General features: G+C 61.7%; 22 protein-coding genes. 7 read left to right on the top strand and 15 right to left on the bottom strand.

Annotation, left to right across the window (positions count from 1 at the left end):
- Position 1: 1 nt before the first annotated feature.
- On the bottom strand, positions 2–976 hold the full coding sequence (gene cobS / locus QKW60_RS07640) for a cobaltochelatase subunit CobS (protein ID WP_419762651.1): 975 nt from the start codon (positions 974–976) through the stop codon (positions 2–4).
- A 253-nt stretch (positions 977–1,229) separates the two neighbouring features.
- Between cobS and msrB the strand changes: the two genes are divergently transcribed.
- Positions 1,230–1,700: a peptide-methionine (R)-S-oxide reductase MsrB gene (gene msrB, locus QKW60_RS07635; protein WP_282367798.1), complete on the top strand. Its 471-nt coding sequence runs from the start codon at positions 1,230–1,232 to the stop codon at positions 1,698–1,700.
- Here the strand turns inward: msrB and QKW60_RS07630 are convergent.
- Positions 1,687–2,577, bottom strand: coding sequence for a LysR family transcriptional regulator (locus QKW60_RS07630; protein ID WP_282367684.1), 891 nt, complete (start codon positions 2,575–2,577; stop codon positions 1,687–1,689). The two genes, msrB and QKW60_RS07630, sit on opposite strands and share 14 nt — an antisense overlap.
- A gap of 97 nt (positions 2,578–2,674) precedes the next feature.
- On the opposite strand from QKW60_RS07630, the gene QKW60_RS07625 reads away from it, so the two are divergent.
- Positions 2,675–3,073 carry a GFA family protein gene (locus QKW60_RS07625; protein ID WP_282367682.1) on the top strand — a complete coding sequence of 133 codons (399 nt, stop codon included), beginning with the start codon at positions 2,675–2,677 and terminating at the stop codon, positions 3,071–3,073.
- Between the two features lie 37 nt (positions 3,074–3,110).
- Positions 3,111–3,305, top strand: coding sequence for a DUF1059 domain-containing protein (locus QKW60_RS07620; RefSeq protein ID WP_263740779.1), 195 nt, complete (start codon positions 3,111–3,113; stop codon positions 3,303–3,305).
- Positions 3,306–3,307: 2 nt separating this feature from the next.
- On the opposite strand, the gene QKW60_RS07615 is transcribed toward QKW60_RS07620, so the two are convergent.
- From QKW60_RS07615 to QKW60_RS07595, 5 genes are all read right to left on the bottom strand, one after another.
- Positions 3,308–3,937: a J domain-containing protein gene (locus tag QKW60_RS07615; RefSeq protein ID WP_282367679.1), complete on the bottom strand. Its 630-nt coding sequence runs from the start codon at positions 3,935–3,937 to the stop codon at positions 3,308–3,310.
- A 183-nt stretch (positions 3,938–4,120) separates the two neighbouring features.
- Positions 4,121–4,480, bottom strand: coding sequence for a hypothetical protein (locus QKW60_RS07610; RefSeq protein WP_282367678.1), 360 nt, complete (start codon positions 4,478–4,480; stop codon positions 4,121–4,123).
- 272 nt (positions 4,481–4,752) lie between these two features.
- Complete coding sequence (locus tag QKW60_RS07605; protein WP_282367677.1) at positions 4,753–5,136, bottom strand: DUF4177 domain-containing protein; 384 nt, start codon at positions 5,134–5,136, stop codon at positions 4,753–4,755.
- A gap of 219 nt (positions 5,137–5,355) precedes the next feature.
- Positions 5,356–6,867 carry an Asp-tRNA(Asn)/Glu-tRNA(Gln) amidotransferase subunit GatB gene (gatB, locus tag QKW60_RS07600; RefSeq protein WP_282367676.1) on the bottom strand — a complete coding sequence of 504 codons (1,512 nt, stop codon included), beginning with the start codon at positions 6,865–6,867 and terminating at the stop codon, positions 5,356–5,358.
- A gap of 74 nt (positions 6,868–6,941) precedes the next feature.
- On the bottom strand, positions 6,942–7,676 hold the full coding sequence (locus tag QKW60_RS07595) for a hypothetical protein (protein ID WP_282367675.1): 735 nt from the start codon (positions 7,674–7,676) through the stop codon (positions 6,942–6,944).
- Positions 7,677–7,752: 76 nt separating this feature from the next.
- Between QKW60_RS07595 and QKW60_RS07590 the strand changes: the two genes are divergently transcribed.
- Positions 7,753–8,094, top strand: coding sequence for a winged helix-turn-helix transcriptional regulator (locus QKW60_RS07590; protein ID WP_282367674.1), 342 nt, complete (start codon positions 7,753–7,755; stop codon positions 8,092–8,094).
- A 5-nt stretch (positions 8,095–8,099) separates the two neighbouring features.
- Here QKW60_RS07590 and QKW60_RS07585 read toward each other — a convergent pair whose 3' ends face one another.
- Both QKW60_RS07585 and QKW60_RS07580 read right to left on the bottom strand, forming a co-directional pair.
- The gene (locus QKW60_RS07585; RefSeq protein ID WP_282367672.1) at positions 8,100–8,651 is read right to left on the bottom strand and encodes a hypothetical protein; all 552 of its coding nucleotides are present in this window, start codon (positions 8,649–8,651) and stop codon (positions 8,100–8,102) included.
- Positions 8,652–8,721: 70 nt separating this feature from the next.
- Positions 8,722–9,255: a hypothetical protein gene (locus QKW60_RS07580; RefSeq protein ID WP_282367670.1), complete on the bottom strand. Its 534-nt coding sequence runs from the start codon at positions 9,253–9,255 to the stop codon at positions 8,722–8,724.
- A 186-nt stretch (positions 9,256–9,441) separates the two neighbouring features.
- On the opposite strand from QKW60_RS07580, the gene QKW60_RS07575 reads away from it, so the two are divergent.
- Positions 9,442–10,044 carry a transglycosylase SLT domain-containing protein gene (locus QKW60_RS07575; RefSeq protein WP_282367669.1) on the top strand — a complete coding sequence of 201 codons (603 nt, stop codon included), beginning with the start codon at positions 9,442–9,444 and terminating at the stop codon, positions 10,042–10,044.
- Between the two features lie 93 nt (positions 10,045–10,137).
- On the opposite strand, the gene QKW60_RS07570 is transcribed toward QKW60_RS07575, so the two are convergent.
- The 6 genes from QKW60_RS07570 to QKW60_RS07545 all read right to left on the bottom strand — a co-directional run bounded on the left by QKW60_RS07570 (position 10,138) and on the right by QKW60_RS07545 (position 15,399).
- Complete coding sequence (locus QKW60_RS07570; protein WP_282367667.1) at positions 10,138–10,578, bottom strand: hypothetical protein; 441 nt, start codon at positions 10,576–10,578, stop codon at positions 10,138–10,140.
- 190 nt (positions 10,579–10,768) lie between these two features.
- Positions 10,769–11,515, bottom strand: a complete 747-nt coding sequence (locus tag QKW60_RS07565) for an SDR family oxidoreductase (protein ID WP_282367666.1) — start codon at positions 11,513–11,515, stop codon at positions 10,769–10,771.
- Positions 11,508–14,078: an aminopeptidase N gene (pepN, locus tag QKW60_RS07560; RefSeq protein ID WP_282367665.1), complete on the bottom strand. Its 2,571-nt coding sequence runs from the start codon at positions 14,076–14,078 to the stop codon at positions 11,508–11,510. The genes QKW60_RS07565 and pepN overlap by 8 nt, the downstream gene beginning before the upstream one ends.
- 67 nt (positions 14,079–14,145) lie before the next feature.
- Positions 14,146–14,595, bottom strand: coding sequence for an SRPBCC domain-containing protein (locus tag QKW60_RS07555; RefSeq protein ID WP_282367664.1), 450 nt, complete (start codon positions 14,593–14,595; stop codon positions 14,146–14,148).
- A complete protein-coding gene (locus tag QKW60_RS07550) occupies positions 14,592–15,062 on the bottom strand; it encodes an SRPBCC family protein (protein ID WP_282367663.1) in 471 nt (156 codons plus the stop codon). Before QKW60_RS07550 ends, QKW60_RS07555 begins: the two co-directional genes overlap by 4 nt.
- Positions 15,052–15,399: an ArsR/SmtB family transcription factor gene (locus tag QKW60_RS07545; RefSeq protein ID WP_419762662.1), complete on the bottom strand. Its 348-nt coding sequence runs from the start codon at positions 15,397–15,399 to the stop codon at positions 15,052–15,054. Before QKW60_RS07545 ends, QKW60_RS07550 begins: the two co-directional genes overlap by 11 nt.
- A 191-nt stretch (positions 15,400–15,590) precedes the next feature.
- Here QKW60_RS07545 and QKW60_RS07540 point away from each other — a divergent pair, with 191 nt between their 5' ends.
- Together QKW60_RS07540 and QKW60_RS07535 are read left to right on the top strand one after the other, a co-directional pair.
- Positions 15,591–17,735 (top strand): malate synthase G, encoded by a 2,145-nt coding sequence (locus tag QKW60_RS07540; RefSeq protein WP_282367661.1) that lies wholly within the window; start codon positions 15,591–15,593, stop codon positions 17,733–17,735.
- A gap of 70 nt (positions 17,736–17,805) precedes the next feature.
- On the top strand, positions 17,806–18,228 hold the full coding sequence (locus tag QKW60_RS07535; RefSeq protein ID WP_282367660.1) for a GlcG/HbpS family heme-binding protein: 423 nt from the start codon (positions 17,806–17,808) through the stop codon (positions 18,226–18,228).

Below are 18,228 nucleotides of genomic sequence, written 5' to 3'. Positions count from 1 at the left end.
ATCACCTTATGCTCTGGCTTGCCGCGCTTTCCGGCAGTTCCTCGTCAAAGCAGCGCTGGTAGAACTCGGCCACCGTCTGCCGCTCAAGCTCATCGCATTTGTTGAGGAAGGTCAGCCGGAACGCATAGCCCAGATTGCGGAAGATCTCGGCGTTCTGGGCCCAGTTGATCACGGTCCGGGGCGACATGACGGTGGAAAGATCGCCGTTCATGAAGGCGGTGCGCGTCATGTCGGCGACCGTCACCATCTGGCCGATCTGCTTGCGGCCCTTCTCGGTGTTGTAATGCGGGTTCTTGGCCAGAACAATCGCGGCCTCGGCATCGTGGCTGAGGTAGTTCAGCGTGGCGACAAGCGACCAGCGGTCCATCTGCGCCTGGTTGATCTGCTGGACGCCGTGATAAAGCCCGGTCGTATCGCCAAGACCCACGGTGTTAGAGGTGGCGAAAAGCCGGAAGGCCGGGTTCGGGGTGATGATCTCGTTCTGGTCGAGAAGCGTCAGCTTGCCGTCATGTTCCAGAATGCGCTGGATCACGAACATGACATCTGCGCGGCCTGCATCGTATTCGTCAAAAACGATGGCGACTGGGTTGCGGAGCGCCCAGGGCAGGATGCCCTCGTGGAACTCAGTTACCTGTTTGCCGTCGCGCAGCTTGATCGCGTCCTTGCCGATGAGGTCGATCCGGCTGATATGGCTGTCGAGGTTCACGCGCACGCAGGGCCAGTTGAGATGCGCGGCCACCTGTTCGATATGGGTCGACTTGCCGGTGCCGTGATAGCCCTGGATCATGACGCGGCGGTTATAGGCAAAGCCCGCGAGGATGGCCAAGGTCGTGTCAGGGTCGAACTTGTAGGTCGGGTCGATTTCAGGCACGCGGTCGGAGCGGTCGGCGAAGCCCTTGACCTTCATCTCGGTGTCGATCCCGAAGACCTCGCGGACGGAGATTTCCTCGGTGGGTTTCGCGGTCGTATCCAGCATCGTCCTGCCCATGTCCAAAACGCGCCCCGGACGGGCCCCGGGCGCCACCGCGCTTTGATGGAGCATAACGGCTTGGGGTGCAAGGGCAGGGGGCGAAGTCGGGCTGCCAATTTCCGACATTTGATAGGGCCAGCCATTTCCCGTGATCACGCGATTGCTATCTGATCGGGGGTATCTTTTACCGCAGGGCAGCCGTGGTTCAGGGCATAGTCGGTCCGATCATGCCCGGGATGAGAGATGGAGTGGAATGATGGTGACACGCAGGGCTATGCTGGCTTTCAGCGTCGGGGCGCTCGCCGTGATGGCGGGGGCTAAGCGGATGACCGCCGCCGAAGGTTTCGAAGTGATGAAAAGCGAGGCGGAGTGGCGCAAGATCCTGACGCCCGCCCAGTACCGGGTTCTGCGCGAGGAGGATACCGAGCGGGCAGGCTCCAGCCCGCTTGACCGCGAAAAGCGCAAGGGCACTTTCCACTGCGCGGGTTGCGACCTGCCGCTCTATTCATCCAAGACCAAGTATGACAGCGGCACCGGCTGGCCGAGCTTCTGGGAGCCTCTGCCGAATGCCATCGGCACCAAGCCCGACTGGGGCATCCTTGGCAAGAGGACCGAGGTTCACTGCCGACGCTGTGGCGGGCATCTGGGCCATGTCTTCAATGACGGCCCGAAACCGACCGGCAAACGCTATTGCATGAATGGTCTGGCAATGGTGTTCAAACCCGCTTGACCGGGCCGGTCTGCCGGCGAAGCCAACGCAGGAATGTTCGGACCGGAGCACGGTACGGTTCCGGAACGGTCTCGAGGAAATAGACGCCGAAATGTGGATCGGGGAAGAACTCGACAAGAGTACCAGCGCGTAGCTCAGCCTCGACGAATGGTCGTGCCGTATAGGTAACGCCGTCTCCTCGCCGCACGGCTTCCATGATCAGGTTGCCCGGCATCTGCGATGTCGCGGGTGGTTTGGCGGTCTCGCCCGCCTTGCGTCGCATCCAGTCCGATGCCTCGTCGGTACCCAGCTCTTCGAGCCAGGGCAGGTCGGCCAGTTGGCTGGGTCGGGTGATCTCGCGTCCACCAATTATGTCAGGCGTGCAGACCGCCACCATGTCAGCGAGGAGCAGCAAGTCGACCCCGGCGAGATCGGAAAGGTTACGGCGATCCGTGTATCGCACCGCAAGCTCGACACCGCCGTGCTGGAGCTCGAGAATTTCGGAGGTTGGCATCAGCGTAAGCGCGATGCCCGGATGGCGGCGCTTGAAGTCGGGAAGCCGGGGCATCAGCCAGCTGGTGGCGAATGCCGGTGACATCGACACCGTTACCGGACGTCGATCCTCATCGCCGGTCAGATGAGCGATTCCGCGCTCTATGATCGCGAACCCGTCCGCCAGATCCCGTGCCAGTGTCCGGCCCTCGGCGGTCAGGATCACGCCCCGGCCCCTGCGTTCGACGAGAACCACGCCAAGTCGGCGCTCAAGCGCTCGAACCTGCTGCATCACCGCGCCGTGCGAGACGTTCAGTTTACGTCCGGCGGCAGTGTAGCTGTCGTTCTCGGCCAGAGCGAGAAAGGCGCGCAGGCTGTTTAAAGGGGGCATATCGGTCCAGTTCATCTGTCAGATAATCTAACAGATATCAAAAATTACTTAATCGCTTTCTTTCGGGTGGTCTGGAAAACTTGCGGGCGTGAAGTGGGAACCGGGGGTGATCATGGCGATCGATGTACACGACGGGGGCTGTATGTGTGGTGCTGTGCGCTACCGGCTAACCGGAGCCTTTACCTACTCGGCCCATTGCCATTGCCGCTCGTGCCAGCGTGCTGTCGGGGCCGGATTTGTCACCTATTCGGCTGTCGCGCCGGAAAACTTTGCCGTCACCAAGGGCAAGCTTGCGATCTACCGATCCTCGCCCGGTGTGGAGCGCGGGTTTTGCGGCAAATGCGGCACATCCCTCACCTATGCCGGGGAGGACTGGACCGATACCGCCGTCATGACCGCGACGCTCGACGATCCGGCTGCCGCAGTGCCGACGACAAACGTTTACCTTGACCACAAGCAGCCATGGGTCGTGCTCGACGAAGCCTTGAAAGCATTTCCGAAGTTTCCCTGACAATCGTTCGATCCCGCAACAGGAAAGGAGGCCCGAAATGGCCAAGACCTACAGTTATGCCTGCGCTGATTACGAAGGAATGGAGGACTGCCCCGGCAAGGTGACCGCCGCAACGGAGGCTGAGGTTTGGCAGCTTTTGGAAACCCACGCCCGAATTGCCCACGGTGAGGATCCTTCGGCATGGAGCGACGAAGATCGCAAGTTCATTGGTGAACTTATCAAGGAGGGCTGAGGTCAGTCGCGGAAGTTGCGGCTGTCCTTGATCTGGTCCCAGGCCCAGACCACTTCCTGCAGCCTTTCCTCGTCGTCGCGGTTGCCGTCGTTCATGTCAGGATGCAGGTCCTTGACCAGCGATTTGTACTGCTTGCGGATCTCGGGCTTGGTCCAGCTGTCCTTCGCCTCAAGGATATCCAGCGCCTTACGCTCGGTCGGCGGCAGCTTGCGGCCGACCACGGCGCGGCCGGGATTCTGCGTCGCATTGGCGCCGAGGATCTCCATCGGGTCCTCGATGCCCAGCCGCGCCCATGCGCGATCCTCGTCGCCCTTCTTGGCGAAGGGCTTGGTCTCACGCCCCCAGACCCGGTCCTTGTCGAGAAACTTCTGAAACTCCTCATCACTGGTGCCGTGGAAGAAGTTCCATTTGAGATTGTATTCCCGGATATGCTCCTTGCAGAACCAGAAATAGTCCTCAAGCTGATCTGGTGATTTCGGGGCGCGGTACTGGCCCGCCTCTTCGCAACCTGCATGGTCGCAGGCCCGCGTCGATGTCTCGAACGCGCCCGACATGCCACGCCGTCCCTTCGCCCGCTTCTTCTTGTCGGAGGCGGCGGAAATATCGAAACCGAAAGGATCGGGTCTGGTCATGCTCTGGCCTCGGACTTTGGCTTTTTCGACTCGGGGGCCAGAGTTTAGGCTATTTCCCGGCGCAGAGAAGGGGGAGAAGCAGAAAAATACCGGGTTGTGAGAATATCCGCATAGGGCTGTGCATATCAAAGGGCCGGAACCTGACGGTTCCAGCCCGCCTGGACGACCGGGTTTCGCGCGGAATTACGCTTCCGGACCGGGAACCATCAGCCGTTCTGGGATATAGCGTTTGCGGCCACGCGACAGGCGATGCGGCCGAACTTGAGGTTCGGGCAAGGGCGCCGGGGCGGCCGGGATATTGCTTGGCTGGTTTTCGTTCACCGGACGACGGAACACCATGACCTGTTCCTCATCGCTGACTTTTAGGACAAGCATGCGGCGGCGTATGACCGGCACCCGGTCAAAGCGCATGAACTCCCATCCAGAGGCAGACAGGAATGTCGCCTCGCTGTCGAGCGTGCCCGCAAGTCCACCGCGTTCGCTCTTCAGTTTTCCATTGAGGTTGACCTGCTGAGGGGTCGGAATGAATTTGTACTCATACATGTCTGGTTCTCACCACCGCTACCGAGCCATTATGTACCCTGCGGCGGCGGCGGAAAAGGAAATGCGGCAAAAAGGTGTCCGATTGCCACCGCTATTGGGTCGCAGTGCTTGCGGAGTGCTGTGTAAATATATGTTTCTAAAATAATAAGTATGACTTGAGCGAAGTGACCGGCCATGGGCGGCGTTGTTTTTCGAATGTAAACAACGATTCATCTGGCTGTTTATTGCTGACGGAACCCGGCGGGCAGGGTCCGGTCGTCGTTTCGCCCCGTTTAGCGGGATTCGGACTCTGAACCCGTGGGCTGGCTTTGCGGTTCCGCAGGATGGTCTTGTCGCGCGCTGGGCTCAAGTGTGAGCGCAGGCGCGCGCCCCTGCGGCTGCGCAGAGGTCAGGACGCGGCGCGGCGCATCGTCGGCCACGCGCGGGACGGCCCGGCGGAAGACGAGGACAGAGTGATAGACTGTGGTCCGCTTGGTCAGGCCCGACCGTTCCTCGGATGGCAAAGTGTCGGCGCGCAGATATTCCCATCCATCGCGCGCGAGGTCGTTCATGGCAGAGGCGAGGGCATGGGCAAAACGATCCGGCCCGGTCTTGACGCCCGGCGCCTTCTCGCCCCGGTTCGGGGCGGGGATCACCCTGTATTCATATAGCTGCATCGAAAGCCTCTTTCGCCTGCCTTCCCGGACCCCGCCCTTAAAGGAAACGGGGGTGTCGGGCAAGTATGACGGAAGAGGGCCTCTGGCGGAAAGGTGCTGTTCTGATCTGAGAAATGAGCGGCAGGATTTTGAAATCCTGTCGTTTTCAGAGAGCCGCCTGTCAGGCTATGGCGCATTTCACATGTCGGTGGTGAACCGGTGGCGATGCCGCTTCGACCCTCAGAGGCCGAGCTTTTTCGCCACCAGTTCGTTGACAGCTGCCGGGTTTGCCTTACCGCCGGTCGCCTTCAGAACCTGACCGACGAACCAGCCCGCGAGTTTGGGATTGGCCTTGGCCTTTTCGACCTGCGCGGGGTTCGCGGCGATCACCTCGTCCACCGCAGCTTCGATTGCGCCGGTGTCGGTGACCTGCTTCATGCCATGCTGCGCGGCCACCTCGGCCGGGTCGCCGCCTTCAGTCCAGAGGATCTCGAACAGGTCCTTGGCCATCTTGCCGGAAATCTCGCCCTTGCCGATGAGGTCGAGGACGCCGCCCAATTGGGCCGCTGAGATCGGGCTATCGCCGATCGAATGGCCTTCCTTGTTTAGGCGTCCGAAAAGTTCATTGATCACCCAGTTCGCGGCCTGTTTGCCGTCGCGGCCTTTCGCCACTTCTTCAAAGAAGGCGGCGTTCTCAACCTCGGCGGTCAGGACGTTGGCGTCATATTCGGTCATGCCGTAATCGGTGACAAACCGCGCCTTCTTGGCGTCGGGCAGTTCCGGCATCGATTTGGCGATGTCATCGACCCATGCCTGTTCGATCTCCAGGGGCAGGAGGTCAGGGCAGGGGAAGTAGCGGTAATCATGCGCCTCTTCCTTCGAGCGCATCGACCGCGTCTCACCCTTGTCGGGATCGTAGAGACGGGTTTCCTGCACCACCTTGCCGCCATCCTCTATGATGGCGATCTGGCGCCGCGCCTCATATTCGATGGCCTGCTGGATAAAGCGCATGGAGTTCATGTTCTTGATCTCGCAGCGCGTGCCGAGATGGCTGAAATCCTGCGTCGCCTGATATTTCTCATAATCGCCGGGGCGGCAGACCGAGACGTTGACGTCGGCCCGCAGGTTGCCGTTCTGCATATTGCCGTCGCAGGTGCCGAGGTAGCGCATGATCTGACGCAGCTTGCCGACATAGGCGGCGGCTTCCTCGGGCCCCCGGATGTCCGGGCGCGAGACGATTTCCATCAGCGCGACGCCGGTGCGGTTTAGGTCAACGAAGGACATGGTCGGGTCAAGGTCGTGGATCGACTTGCCCGCATCCTGCTCCATGTGAATGCGCTCAATGCGCACCCGGCGGGCGATGCCCGGGGCTATGTCGACGATCACCTCGCCCTCGCCCACGATCGGGTGGTAAAGCTGGGAAATCTGATAGCCCTGCGGCAGGTCGGGGTAGAAATAGTTCTTGCGGTCGAAGGCAGAGGTCAGGTTGATCTTCGCCTTCAGCCCCAGACCGGTCTTGACCGCCTGCGCCACGCAGAACTCGTTGATCACGGGCAGCATGCCGGGCATGGCAGCATCGACGAAGGAGACGTTGGAGTTCGGTTCCATCCCGAATTCGGTCGAGGCGCCGGAGAAAAGCTTGGCGTTGGAGGCGACCTGCGCATGGACCTCAAGCCCAATCACGAGTTCCCAGTCTTCCTTGGCGCCGGAAATCACCTTGGGTTTCGGGGCTTCATAGGTCAGATCGAGCATGGGGCGGTCCTTCGGCTGTCCGGCCCGCTTTCTAAGGGAGCGGGCCGGAAGCGGCAAGGGCCAGTGTCACGCTGTCAGGCCGCTGCGGGCAGGTGCCGTGCTGCCCGAAGGCGGCCAAGCGACAAGAGGTGGAAGGCGATGAAGATCGGCACGAAGAACGCCGGGAAGAGGCCAAGCGGCCAGGCATTGATGATGTTGGGGTTGTCTTGTGCCAAAAGGTGCAGGAAGCCCTGCGACGTAATGAGGCCCGTGAAAACCGCGACCGCAAAATCGGCAAGGCCGATGATGTTGGCGCGGAAGACCATCGCGTCGGCATCCGGGGCGCCCCGGTTCACGGCCCGCATGGCGCGGTAGCCCGCAACTCCCGCCCAGATATCACCAAGACCTGCAGGCAGGGCAAACTGCCACGGGATCGCGCCGAGCGCCCAGCCAAGGACAAAGACCCATCCCATGACGCGGAAACTCTGGACGCCGATCAGAACGTCCTGTCCCATCGTATCAGTGATGCTGCGGCCGGCCGACGTCAGGCGTGCGAGGGCCCAAAGCAGGACGGCACCACCGATGAGGAACATCATCACATAGGGCGGATCCAAAAGGGTGGGCGGGGGCATGATCAATCCGGCCTCGGTCATGGCGGCGGCGCCGGCATGCCAGAGGGCGAATAGTGTGGCGAGGCCAAGGGTGGCCGTCACGATCATGCGCCGTGGCAGACCCGCGCGCAGGGCATAGATCGCAATGATGGCGGTCGCACCAGCGGGCAACAGAACCGCAAATGCGTGGACATAGAATTCGAGGAAAAGCTGGAACATGACGAATCTCCTTTCGTTCATATTTCGTAGTAACTATAAATATAGTAGTCAATTCCGAATCCGTAATTAGGCTGATATGCTCGTTCTCATGAAACGCGTGACGCGGCAAAACTGCCCGATCCTCAGGGCAACGAATATCGTTGGCGACCAGTGGTCGCTTCTGATCCTCAGGGAGTTCTTTCTTGAGGGAAAACGGCGCTTTGCTGATTTGCAGGCGGAATTGGGCCTGTCGCCCAATACGCTGTCAGCGCGGCTGAAGAAGCTGGAAGAGGCGGGGCTTTTGTCGCGTCATGTCTACACGCAGCATCCGCCGCGCGCCGAATATGCGTTGACCGAAAAGGGGCGTGCTTTCGGCCCGGTCATGAATGCGCTTTATGACTGGGGGATTGAACACACCCCGGACGTGATCGGAGATTGAGCCGGTCAGCGCAGCCCGCGTGCGGCTGCCTCGGCCTCGAAATCCTCGGCGGCAGCGGCAAATGGGGCAAGGTCCCAGGTCAGGTCCTGTGTCTTGCCGTGGCGGTCGGCAAACTGGAAACGCCAGCTTTCTGCGGATTTCAGCGCTTCGTAGAGAAACGCCGCCTCGACCCCCACGAACACGCAGGACCCGCCGGTCAGGCACCCGTTCTGGGTCGCGGTCCAGAGCGGCGCGGCATCGGTTTCGATCCGGTTGCCATCCCGCACGAAGCGGGTGCCGGGTTCTGACCCGTATTCGACCCGCACCCCGTCCGGTCCGGGCGTGACAAAGAGGAAATGCGCGGCGAAATCGGGGCGGGGGGAGAAGACATCGACATAGCGGATGTAGCAGCGTTGATGCATCGCCTCGCCTTCCATCCGTTCGTCGCAGACGGAATCCCAAAGGCCGAAATGCTTCTGATGCGTCACCACCCAGTCGCCGGGCGTGTCGTTGCCGTCCCGATCCTGCGCCGGGGCGGGCAGGGCGGCGAGGCAGACGAGCAGGGCAAGGCGGCGCATCGGGGACCTTTTCGGTTTCCCCCTTCATAGCGCGACCAGCGCCTTAGGGGCTTCACGTTCTGGCGAGCGGTCAGGACAGTTTGAAGGCCCGGGCGATTTCGGTCAGCGCATCGCGCTGGCGGTCCGAGACCGAGCCGTCGCGGCTGGCCTTGGCGACATCGTTCAGGACCGCCATCAGCGGCGTGAAACTTCCCGCGCGATCGAGTTTCGCCAACCGGCGCGACAGCCGGGTGATCGCCGGTTCAGGCCCGTTCGCTTCATTGACCAGCCAGCGGCCGAGAATCAGCGTCTCTTCAGCGTCACTCAGGTTTTGTCCGGTATGGGCCTGCAAGGATTTCAAAAGCGCGTTCTGCTGTTCGGCCGTGGGCAGGCCGCCAAGCTCAAGGAACGCGATGCCAAGCGCCCCGATGGCCAGCTTCGGCTCGTCCAGCGAGTCGACCGGGTGGGTGTTGAGCTTGCGCCGGAAGCCGAGGCGGCGGGCGGCGGACAGAACATCCTGCGCGACACCGGCAATTTCATGTGTCATTTCAGCGGCATTGCGCATGCGCATGATCCAGATGAAGGCCAAGGTAATTGCGCCGAGAAGGCCGAGAATGACGGGCATGAAGCGCTCCTGAACTTAAATAACGTGGTGGCCAAAGTGGCTGCTGTCGCGAATAGTTGCGCGACAAAGCGGCGAAAATCAGGCGGGGTTCCGCCTATGATTGTCAGGCCATATTGCGCGGTTTCTGCTTTTAGCGGACGTTCCCCCCGCCGGCGCGCAGGTCCGGTGTAACTGGCTGAAGTCCCCATGCCTTTTCGCCCGGTCCGGCCGCTGGCCTTTGCCTTTCTTCTTCTGCCCCTTGGCTGCATGACGGCCGAGGCGCCGGAGGTGACGCAACAGGCCTTTCTGCCGGCGATGCGCTGGGATCACAGACCCGAGGCCGACGACTGGACCGCAGCGACGCTTGCGGCGTTGCGTTCGGAAGGCGCGGTGCTGGCCTCGACCGTGCCGGTTGATGTGGACGAGTTCTGCCCGAAATACGCGGATGCGACCCTGCCCGAGCGGCGGGCCTTCTGGGCGGGGCTCTTTTCGGCCCTGGCCAAGCATGAAAGCACCTGGAACCCGAAGGCCAAGGGCGGTGGCGGTCGCTGGATCGGGCTGATGCAGATCGCGCCCCGCACGGCCGATGCCTATGACTGCGATCTGCCGGAGGGCAAGGGCCTGACGGACGGCAAGGCCAACCTCGCCTGTGCGGTGAAGATTGCGGCGGTGCAGGTCGGGCGCGACGGGGCCATTGTCAGCGATGGCGATGGCTGGCGCGGCATTGCCCGCGACTGGGCCCCGATGCGCAGCGAAAAGAAGCGCGACGATATCGCAGCATGGACGCGCGCGCAGTCTTATTGCGGGTAACGCTTTCCGAGTTTGCTTGAAACGCTAAGCCTCAGAATCCGAACGAAAATGGTTCGAATTCTGAAGCAATGAGAACTCAGGCCGCTGTAGGTTTCAGACCGCCATCGGACGAGGCGAAAGGCCCATGATCGGAACGCCATGAAGCCCGAATTCGCGCATCAGCTTACCCGGGTCGGAGCGTTCCACACCCGGCAGCGAGAGCGTCTGGCCATCCCGCGTCGTCACCACGCAGATCGTCTTGCCGTTCGGATTGCGGCCGATACTGACCGTGTCGAGATCATCATATGACAGGCTGTAACGGCGCAGGCCCGCATACCAGGTCAGCCGGTTCTCACCGAGTCGGAACCCGCGTGTCGGATTAAGGATGAGACGCACAAGGACAAGGGCCACGTAGACACCGGCGAGCGCGGGAACGATCGGGTCCATGTCATGCTTGAGCGCGTAATAGAGCGCGGCCATGCCCAGCCCGAGCGCGAGATAGGTCCGGCCACGGCGGGCCTGACCACGGGATTCAAATGTTTCAACAAGTACCATCGCATTAAATCCAGCCACCACACACTGAGGATAATACCGGAGCGTCTTTGCGAACAGTACAAACGCTCCGTCGAAGGGCTGTGAGGCCTATTTCGTGAACAATGCCACATTTTCGCCCCGGACTTGCCGCGCCTTGGCCCGCAATTCCGCCGGTCTGGCGCGTGGATCTGCGTTTTTTCCTTGATTCGGGTTAGCGGCCGCCACTGACATCAATGACGGTGCCGGTGATGTAGGATGCATCGTCGGAGGCAAGCCACAGAATGGTGCGACCGATTTCGTAAGGATGACCCGCCCGCCCGAGCGGGATCACCGATGCCAGACGTTTCACGCGATCAGGTTCGCCACCTTTGGCATGAATTTCGGTGTCGACGATGCCCGGACGCACAGAGATGACGCGAACGCCCTCGCCCGCGACCTCTCCGGCAAGCCCCTTGGTCAGCGTATCGAGCCCCGCCTTGGCTGAGGCATAGTCGACATACTGCCCGGCAGAGCCAAGGCGCGCGGCAACCGATGAGACGTTGACGATCACGCCGCCCTTGCCGCCGTGGCGCGTGGACATGCGCTTTGCCCCCAGCCCGGCGAGAAGGAACGGCACGGTCAGGTTGACCGTGAACATCCGCATCAGCCGTTCCGGCGACATCTCTTCCACCCGGCGCGCGACATCGACGATGCCCGCGTTGTTGATCAGCGCGTCCATGCGGTCGAACGCGGCATCGTAGTCCGCCATGAGCCGCTGGGCGTTCATCGGATCGGAGAGATCGGCCTGAAGGATGACCGCACGCCCCCCCGCCTCGGTCACGGCCTGGGCGGTCAGATCGGCACCGGCGCGATTGCTGTTGTAGTGAATGGCAACATCCCAGCCCGAACGGGCGAACTGCCGTGCGGTTTCCTGGCCGATCCCGCTTGAGGCGCCGGTGATGAGTGCCGCCTTACGCATCGGCCGCGAGAATGCGTGTCACCATCTCTGACGTGTCGCGCGACAGGTCGGGCGCGGCGGCGATACGTTCCAGTTCAGCCCGGATCAACGCCTTGCGGTTGCCATCGTAACGCGTCCAGGTCTCGAACGCGGTGGACATGCGGGCGGTGGTCTGCGGGTTCACGGTGTCGAGCTTAAGCAGCCAGTCGGCATAAAACCGATAGGCTGCGCCCGAGACATGGTGGAATCCGGCATGGTTGGCGGAAAGCGCACCCATCAACGCGCGAAACCGGTTGGGGTTTTTCCATTCGAAATCCGGGTGCTGCGACAGGCGGTCGGCGATCTGGGCGGCCTTGTCGGGTTCGGCATGGGCGACCTGCACTGCGAACCACTTGTCGATGACCAGTCGGTTCCCGCTCCATCGATCATAGAAGGCTGCAATTTCGCGTGCGCCGCGGCCGCCGTCGATCAGGCAGGCCAGCGCGCCATGGCTATCGGTCATGTTGTCGGCCATGGCGAAGAGCGAAGCGGCGCGGGTGCCGTTGTCGTTCTTGTTGAGAAGTCCGAGACAGGCGAGCCGCAGCGCCCGCCGCCCGGCCGAGGCGGCGTCGGGCGAGAAGGGGGCGTCGGTCGACATGCCGTCATAAGTCTGGGTCAGCTGTTTCTGCAATTGTCGGGCGATGATCTTGGAAAGTGCCGTCCGTTCGGACGAAATGCGCTCGGGATCAGGCGTGCGGCCCGCATCATGCAGCGTCTGCGCCAGATCGTCCTCGGACGGCAGGCGCAGGCAGAGTGCGCGGAAAGCGGGGTCGAGGGTTTCGTCGTCCAGAACGTGGCCGAGCCCGTCGGTCAGGCTGTCGGCGGGTGCCTCCTCATCCGTGATCATGCGGATCAGTACATCCTTGGCCAGCGCCCGGCCTGCCTCCCATTTGTTAAAGGGGTCGGTGTCGTGCGCCAGAAGGAACGCGCGTTCCTTCGCGCTGACATTGCGGTCCAGAACGACCGGTGCCGAGAATCCGCGCAGGATCGACGGGGTGGGGCGGGCGGCCAGATTGTCGAAACGGAAGCTTTGGGTGGCCTCGGTCATCTCCAGAACGGTGGTCGGGACCACCTCGTCGCCGTTGGGGTTCAGGAGGCCGACAGCGATGGGAATGACGCGGGGCGGTTTCTGGTCCTGCCCCGGCGTCGGCGATGTCTTCTGGATGAATGTCAGCGTATAGGTGCCATCCGACCACGCCTCGGATACTGTCAGGCGCGGGGTGCCAGCATCGGTGTACCAGCGTTTGAACTGGGTCAGATCGCGGCCCGTCGCATCCTCGAAAACCTTCAGCCAATCCTCGATCGTGGCGGCGTCACCGTCATGGCGGTCAAAATAGAGGTCGAGCGCCTTGCGGTAGCCGTCATCGCCGACGAGCCGCTTCAGCATGCCGATCACCTCGGCACCCTTTTCATAGACCGTCGCGGTATAGAAATTGTTGATCTCGATATAGCTGTCGGGCCGAACGGGATGGGCCAAGGGGCCCATATCTTCGCGGAACTGGCGGGCGCGGAGCGTCAGCACGTCGTCGATCCGCTTCACGGGTTCCGAGCGCATGTCGGAGGTGAACTGCTGATCACGGAAGACCGTCAGCCCCTCTTTCAGGCACAGCTGGAACCAGTCGCGGCAGGTGATGCGGTTGCCGGTCCAGTTGTGGAAATACTCATGCGCGATGACACCCTCGATCCGCTCGAAATCGAGGTCCGTTGCGGTTTCCGGGCTGGCCAGAACGAGCTTGGAGTTGAAAATGTTCAATCCCTTGTTCTCCATCGCGCCCATATTGAAGTCATCGACGGCAACAATGTTGAAAATGTCCAAGTCGTATTCTCGGCCGTACACCTCCTCATCCCATTTCATCGAGCGGATGAGACTATCCATTGCATAAGCGCAACGGTCCTGATCGCCGTCACGGACCCATATGTTAAGGTCGACCTTGCGGCCCGACAATGTGGTGAAGGTGTCGGAGACCGCCTTCAGGTCGCCGGCCACCAGCGCGAAGAGATAGGCGGGCTTTGGCCAGGGGTCATGCCATTCCGCCCAGCCGGGGCTAGCTGCCGCCGGGTTTCCGTTCGACAGCAGGACCGGCAGGTCGCTTTCGATCCTCACTTTGAAGGGGGCCATCACGTCGGGCCGGTCGGGGTAGAAGGTGATGCGACGGAAGCCCTCGGCCTCGCACTGGGTGCAGTACATGCCGCCCGACATGTAAAGCCCTTCCAGGGCGGTGTTCGCCTTTGGGGCGGTCTCCACCTCGGCCTCCCAGACGAATGCGCCCTCAGGCAACTGGTCCGCCGATAGCGTCAGGCCGGTTCCGTCCTGCACCGGTTTCACCGCCTTGCCATCGACCTTTGCCGAAATCAGCTTCAGATGTTCGCCATCCAGTCGAAGGTCATGGCGCCCGGGCCGTTCAGGATTGGGCGCAAAGGCGATCCGCGCGATGACCCGGGTGGCGTCAGGATCGAGGCGGAAGGTCAGTGCGACGTCGGATATTGTGAACGGGTAGGGGGCGTAATCGGCAAGCAGCGTCGGCTGCGGGGCGGCGTCTTTCATCAGGTGCTCCGGGTGATCTCGGAGCGGACGTTAGGCGCTAAGACCCCGCGCCGCAACCGGGCCGATGTCAGGCGACCCCGATATGGGCAGAGAGCTTGCTGAGTGTCTGTTGGCCCAGTTCAGCGGCGCCGAAACCCTTGGCCGTCTCGTATTCCTCGACCGTCACGAAGGTCATCGACAAGGTAACCTTGGTACGGTCACCCAGATCCTCGAAACGGACGGAAGCATCGGCATGTTTTGGGCCGTTCTCTCCCCACAGGAGCGTGTAGTCGATCCGTTCCATCGGGCGGTGCCTGATGCCTTTGTGATGGTTCGGATAGACCGTGCCATCGGGCCCGATCATGTCAAAAACCCATTCGCCGCCGTCCCGCAGGTCGATGCGCGTGGTGCGGCAGGAAAAGCCGTCCGGCCCCCACCATTCCGGCAGGGCCTTCGGATCGGTCCACGCCGCCCAGATGGTTGCGACGGGGGCGGCGATGATCCGCTCGATCACCATTGTGCGGTTGGCATCGGTCATTTCAGCAAACCGCGCGCATACGTTTCCAACTGATCAACGACTGTGCCCCAACCGCCGTAGAACCCCATCTCCTCATGCGTCTTGCGGGTCTCGGGCGAACGGTGACGGGCGATGGCGGTATAGGTTGTGCCGCCGCCCGGAGCATCCGACAGGAGCAGAATCGCGGTCATGAACGGGTCGGGCGCAGGTTTCCAGCCTTCGGAATAGGTGTCAGTAAAGACGAGTTTTTCGTCGGGGATGAGCTCAAGGAAGACGCCCTTGTTGTCCATCAGGTTGCCGTCCACCTCAAACGTCGTGTTGAACCGGCCGCCGACATTCAAATCGATGTCGCACGCGGTCACCTTGTGGGGGCGGGGTACGAAGAAATGCGGGATATGTACGGGCGATGTCCAACATTCCCAGACGAGGCTTCGGGGCACGGCAAGCGTGCGGGTGAAGCTGAGGTCAGTTTCCGGATCAAGATCCATCTTCGCGGTCCTTCATGAGGCGGGTTACATAATCGTCCAGACGGTCGAGTCGCCCTTCCCAGATCGCGCGCTGTTCATCGAGCCATGACCGTACGGGTGTGAAAGCGCCGGTTACCAATTGAACCGTGCGTATGCGGCCGTCTTTCGTACTCGTCACCAGCCCGGACTCTTCCAGTCGCCGCACATGGCCCATTAGCGAGGGCAGGGCCATATCAAATGGTGCCGCAAGCTCACTGACCGAGGCCGGTCCCCGCGCCAGGCGTTCGAGGATTGCGCGGCGGGTCGGATCACCGAGTGCCTGGAACAGAAGGTCGAGTTGGCCGGGAGAAAGGTTCATCGTCGTCATATTAGTTAGGTCATCTCCTAACTATCTGGTTTGCGGAGTGAGTCGCAACTAAAACTTAGGCGATCTCCTAACTTTTTTGATCATGACTATTTTCAACCGTGACTATGTTGCTGCATGCACACCGCTGCGATAGGTCATGGAAGCATGGCATACGGCGGCATACGGGAGTGAGTGGGGCACATATGACGAGGGTGGAACGCAACAGGTTGAAAGTGGCGAAGGAGCTCGCCGTCTTTATTGAAGATCAAGCACTGCCTGGGACCGGGGTCGGGGTTGAGCAGTTCTGGGAAGGTTTTGCCGGAATCCTTGCCGACCTGACCCTGAAGAACCGCGCGCTGCTTGCGCGGCGGGACGAGTTGCAGGCGCAGATCGACCAGTGGCATCGGGACCGGGCCGGTAAGCCGCATGATCATGAAGGTTACAAGGCGTATCTGACCGAGATCGGCTACCTGTTGCCCGAAGGGCCGGATTTTCAGATCGAAACCTCGAATACCGATCCGGAGATCGCGAGCGTCCCTGGTCCCCAACTCGTGGTGCCGATCACAAATGCGCGCTACGCGCTGAACGCCGCCAATGCCCGGTGGGGCAGCCTCTACGATTGTCTTTACGGCACCGATGCGATGGGCTCGCTGCCGCCGAAAGGTGGTTACGAGCGTGGCCGCGGGGCGCGGGTCGTGGCGCGGTCACGGGTTTTTCTGGATGAGGCCTTTCCGATTCAGGGCACCAGCCATGCCGACGTCCGGCGCTATTACGTCAAGGACGGCGTCCTTCTGATCGACGATATGCCGCTCGTCAGCCCCGAGAAATTCGCAGGCTACCGCGGCAATCCTCGCGCGCCCGAAGCGGTTTTGTTGCGCAATAATGGGCTGCATGTCGAACTGGTCTTCGACCGAGCCCATTTCATCGGCGCCCGCGATCAGGCTTGTTTGGCTGATGTCAGGATGGAAAGCGCGATTTCCGCGATCATGGATTGTGAGGATTCCGTCGCATGCGTTGATGCCGAGGACAAGGTCGGAGCCTATGCCAACTGGCTGGGCCTGATGAAGGGCGATCTGGATGATACGTTCGAAAAGGGTGGGCGGACCCTGACCCGGCGGCTGGAGCCCGATCACGTCTGGATCGCACCGGACGGGTCGGAGTTTACCGTCAAGGGCCGGGCGCTGATGCTCGTTCGTAACGTCGGCCATCTGATGACCAATCCAGCCATTCTGGATGAAGAGGGCGCGGAGGTCTTCGAGGGGCTGATGGATGCGATGGTCACGGTGATGATCGCGATGCATGACCTGAAGAAAACCGGCGGGGCCCGGAATTCGGTCAAGGGCTCGGTTTATGTCGTGAAACCGAAGATGCACGGGCCTGAGGAAGTCGCCTTCGCCGACGAGATTTTCACCCGCGTTGAAGCCGCGCTGGGCCTGCCGCAATACACCGTCAAGATCGGCATCATGGATGAGGAACGCCGGACGTCTGTCAACCTCAAGGAATGCATCCGTGCGGCGAAGCACCGGGTAGCCTTCATCAATACCGGTTTCCTTGACCGGACAGGGGATGAGATCCACACCTCGATGGAGGCGGGTCCGTTCAGCCGCAAGGATTTCATCAAGCGCAAGGCCTGGATCGGCGGCTACGAAAACCAGAATGTCGATATTGGCCTCGAATGCGGGCTGTCGGGCAAGGCTCAGATCGGCAAGGGCATGTGGGCGATGCCCGACCTGATGTCGGCGATGCTGGAACAGAAGATCGACCACCCGAAATCCGGCGCCAATTGCGCCTGGGTACCCTCGCCGACGGCGGCGACACTTCATGCGCTGCATTATCACCGCGTCGATGTTTTCGCGGTGCAAGAAAAGCTGCGGAAAGGCGGGCGGCGGGCCTATGTTGATACGATCCTCGACATTCCCTTGGCGGCCTACCGCAAATGGAACCCGGCGCAAGTAACGCGAGAGGTGGAGAACAACTGTCAGGGTATCCTCGGCTATGTCGTGCGCTGGGTCGATCAGGGCGTCGGTTGTTCCAAGGTGCCCGATATCAACGACGTGGGCCTGATGGAGGACCGCGCGACCTGCCGTATTTCGGCCCAGCACGTCGCGAACTGGCTGCACCATGGCGTGGTCAGCCGTGAAGACGTGATGGAGGCCCTGCGCAAGATGGCTGCGGTTGTCGACCGTCAGAACGCCGGCGATCCGTCCTACCGTCCGATGGCGCCCGGATTTCAGGGCATCGCCTTTCAGGCCGCCTGCGATCTGATCTTTCTTGGGCGGGAGCAGCCGTCGGGCTACACTGAACCTGTTCTTCACCGGCGGCGGATCGAGGTGAAGGCGGCAGGATAAGGGGCGCTGCCCCCAAGGGCCTGACGGCCCTTTCCCCCGGAGTATTTTGGACAAGAAGAAGAGGCTGGTCATGTTGGGAATTGAGGCGGCACGGGTAATCATCGCCGAGGCGCTGAAGGCCGGGCAGGCGGCGGGGATGAAACCTTTGTCCGTGGTGGTTCTGGATGCGGGTGGACATGTTTTGGCCTTTGAGAGGTCCGATGGGTCCTCGCCTGGGCGGTTTGACATTGCCCGGGCCAAGGCGCACGGCGCTGTGATGCTTGGCCTCGGTGGGCGGGCGCAGATGTCACGGGCCGAAGCGCAACCCTATTTCATGGCCGCGCTCAGTGGGGTCTATGAAGGGAAAATCCTTCCGGTGCCGGGCGGCGTGCTGGTCCGCGATGCGGTGGGCGCAATCGTGGGGGCTGTGGGTGTCACCGGTGACACGTCGGACAACGATGCCGAGGCGGCTTTGGCAGGGATTGTGGCGGCGGGTTTTGTCGGCGAAGCCTGA

Origin of the sequence: Albidovulum aestuarii, assembly GCF_029961185.1 — a bacterium.
GTDB lineage: Bacteria > Pseudomonadota > Alphaproteobacteria > Rhodobacterales > Rhodobacteraceae > Albidovulum > Albidovulum aestuarii.
Note: the sequence above shows the minus strand (reverse complement) of the source record. Positions and strands in the feature narration are given on the sequence as shown.

What these genes read in the sequence shown, in the direction of transcription:
- QKW60_RS07625 (WP_282367682.1), top strand. Translation starts at nt 2,675, where the DNA reads ATGGCGATCGATGTACACGACGGGGGCTGTATGTGTGGTGCTGTGCGC.
- QKW60_RS07630 (WP_282367684.1), bottom strand. Translation starts at nt 2,577, where the DNA reads ATGAACTGGACCGATATGCCCCCTTTAAACAGCCTGCGCGCCTTTCTC.
- QKW60_RS07545 (WP_419762662.1), bottom strand. Translation starts at nt 15,399, where the DNA reads ATGAACCTTTCTCCCGGCCAACTCGACCTTCTGTTCCAGGCACTCGGT.
- cobS (WP_419762651.1), bottom strand. Translation starts at nt 976, where the DNA reads ATGCTGGATACGACCGCGAAACCCACCGAGGAAATCTCCGTCCGCGAG.
- pepN (WP_282367665.1), bottom strand. Translation starts at nt 14,078, where the DNA reads ATGAAAGACGCCGCCCCGCAGCCGACGCTGCTTGCCGATTACGCCCCC.
- QKW60_RS07620 (WP_263740779.1), top strand. Translation starts at nt 3,111, where the DNA reads ATGGCCAAGACCTACAGTTATGCCTGCGCTGATTACGAAGGAATGGAG.
- QKW60_RS07605 (WP_282367677.1), bottom strand. Translation starts at nt 5,136, where the DNA reads ATGCAGCTATATGAATACAGGGTGATCCCCGCCCCGAACCGGGGCGAG.
- QKW60_RS07580 (WP_282367670.1), bottom strand. Translation starts at nt 9,255, where the DNA reads ATGCCCGTCATTCTCGGCCTTCTCGGCGCAATTACCTTGGCCTTCATC.
- QKW60_RS07535 (WP_282367660.1), top strand. Translation starts at nt 17,806, where the DNA reads ATGTTGGGAATTGAGGCGGCACGGGTAATCATCGCCGAGGCGCTGAAG.
- QKW60_RS07550 (WP_282367663.1), bottom strand. Translation starts at nt 15,062, where the DNA reads ATGGATCTTGATCCGGAAACTGACCTCAGCTTCACCCGCACGCTTGCC.
- QKW60_RS07555 (WP_282367664.1), bottom strand. Translation starts at nt 14,595, where the DNA reads ATGACCGATGCCAACCGCACAATGGTGATCGAGCGGATCATCGCCGCC.
- QKW60_RS07565 (WP_282367666.1), bottom strand. Translation starts at nt 11,515, where the DNA reads ATGCGTAAGGCGGCACTCATCACCGGCGCCTCAAGCGGGATCGGCCAG.
- gatB (WP_282367676.1), bottom strand. Translation starts at nt 6,867, where the DNA reads ATGCTCGATCTGACCTATGAAGCCCCGAAACCCAAGGTGATTTCCGGC.
- QKW60_RS07595 (WP_282367675.1), bottom strand. Translation starts at nt 7,676, where the DNA reads ATGTTCCAGCTTTTCCTCGAATTCTATGTCCACGCATTTGCGGTTCTG.
- QKW60_RS07590 (WP_282367674.1), top strand. Translation starts at nt 7,753, where the DNA reads ATGCTCGTTCTCATGAAACGCGTGACGCGGCAAAACTGCCCGATCCTC.
- QKW60_RS07540 (WP_282367661.1), top strand. Translation starts at nt 15,591, where the DNA reads ATGACGAGGGTGGAACGCAACAGGTTGAAAGTGGCGAAGGAGCTCGCC.
- QKW60_RS07570 (WP_282367667.1), bottom strand. Translation starts at nt 10,578, where the DNA reads ATGGTACTTGTTGAAACATTTGAATCCCGTGGTCAGGCCCGCCGTGGC.
- QKW60_RS07615 (WP_282367679.1), bottom strand. Translation starts at nt 3,937, where the DNA reads ATGACCAGACCCGATCCTTTCGGTTTCGATATTTCCGCCGCCTCCGAC.
- QKW60_RS07575 (WP_282367669.1), top strand. Translation starts at nt 9,442, where the DNA reads ATGCCTTTTCGCCCGGTCCGGCCGCTGGCCTTTGCCTTTCTTCTTCTG.
- QKW60_RS07610 (WP_282367678.1), bottom strand. Translation starts at nt 4,480, where the DNA reads ATGTATGAGTACAAATTCATTCCGACCCCTCAGCAGGTCAACCTCAAT.
- QKW60_RS07585 (WP_282367672.1), bottom strand. Translation starts at nt 8,651, where the DNA reads ATGCGCCGCCTTGCCCTGCTCGTCTGCCTCGCCGCCCTGCCCGCCCCG.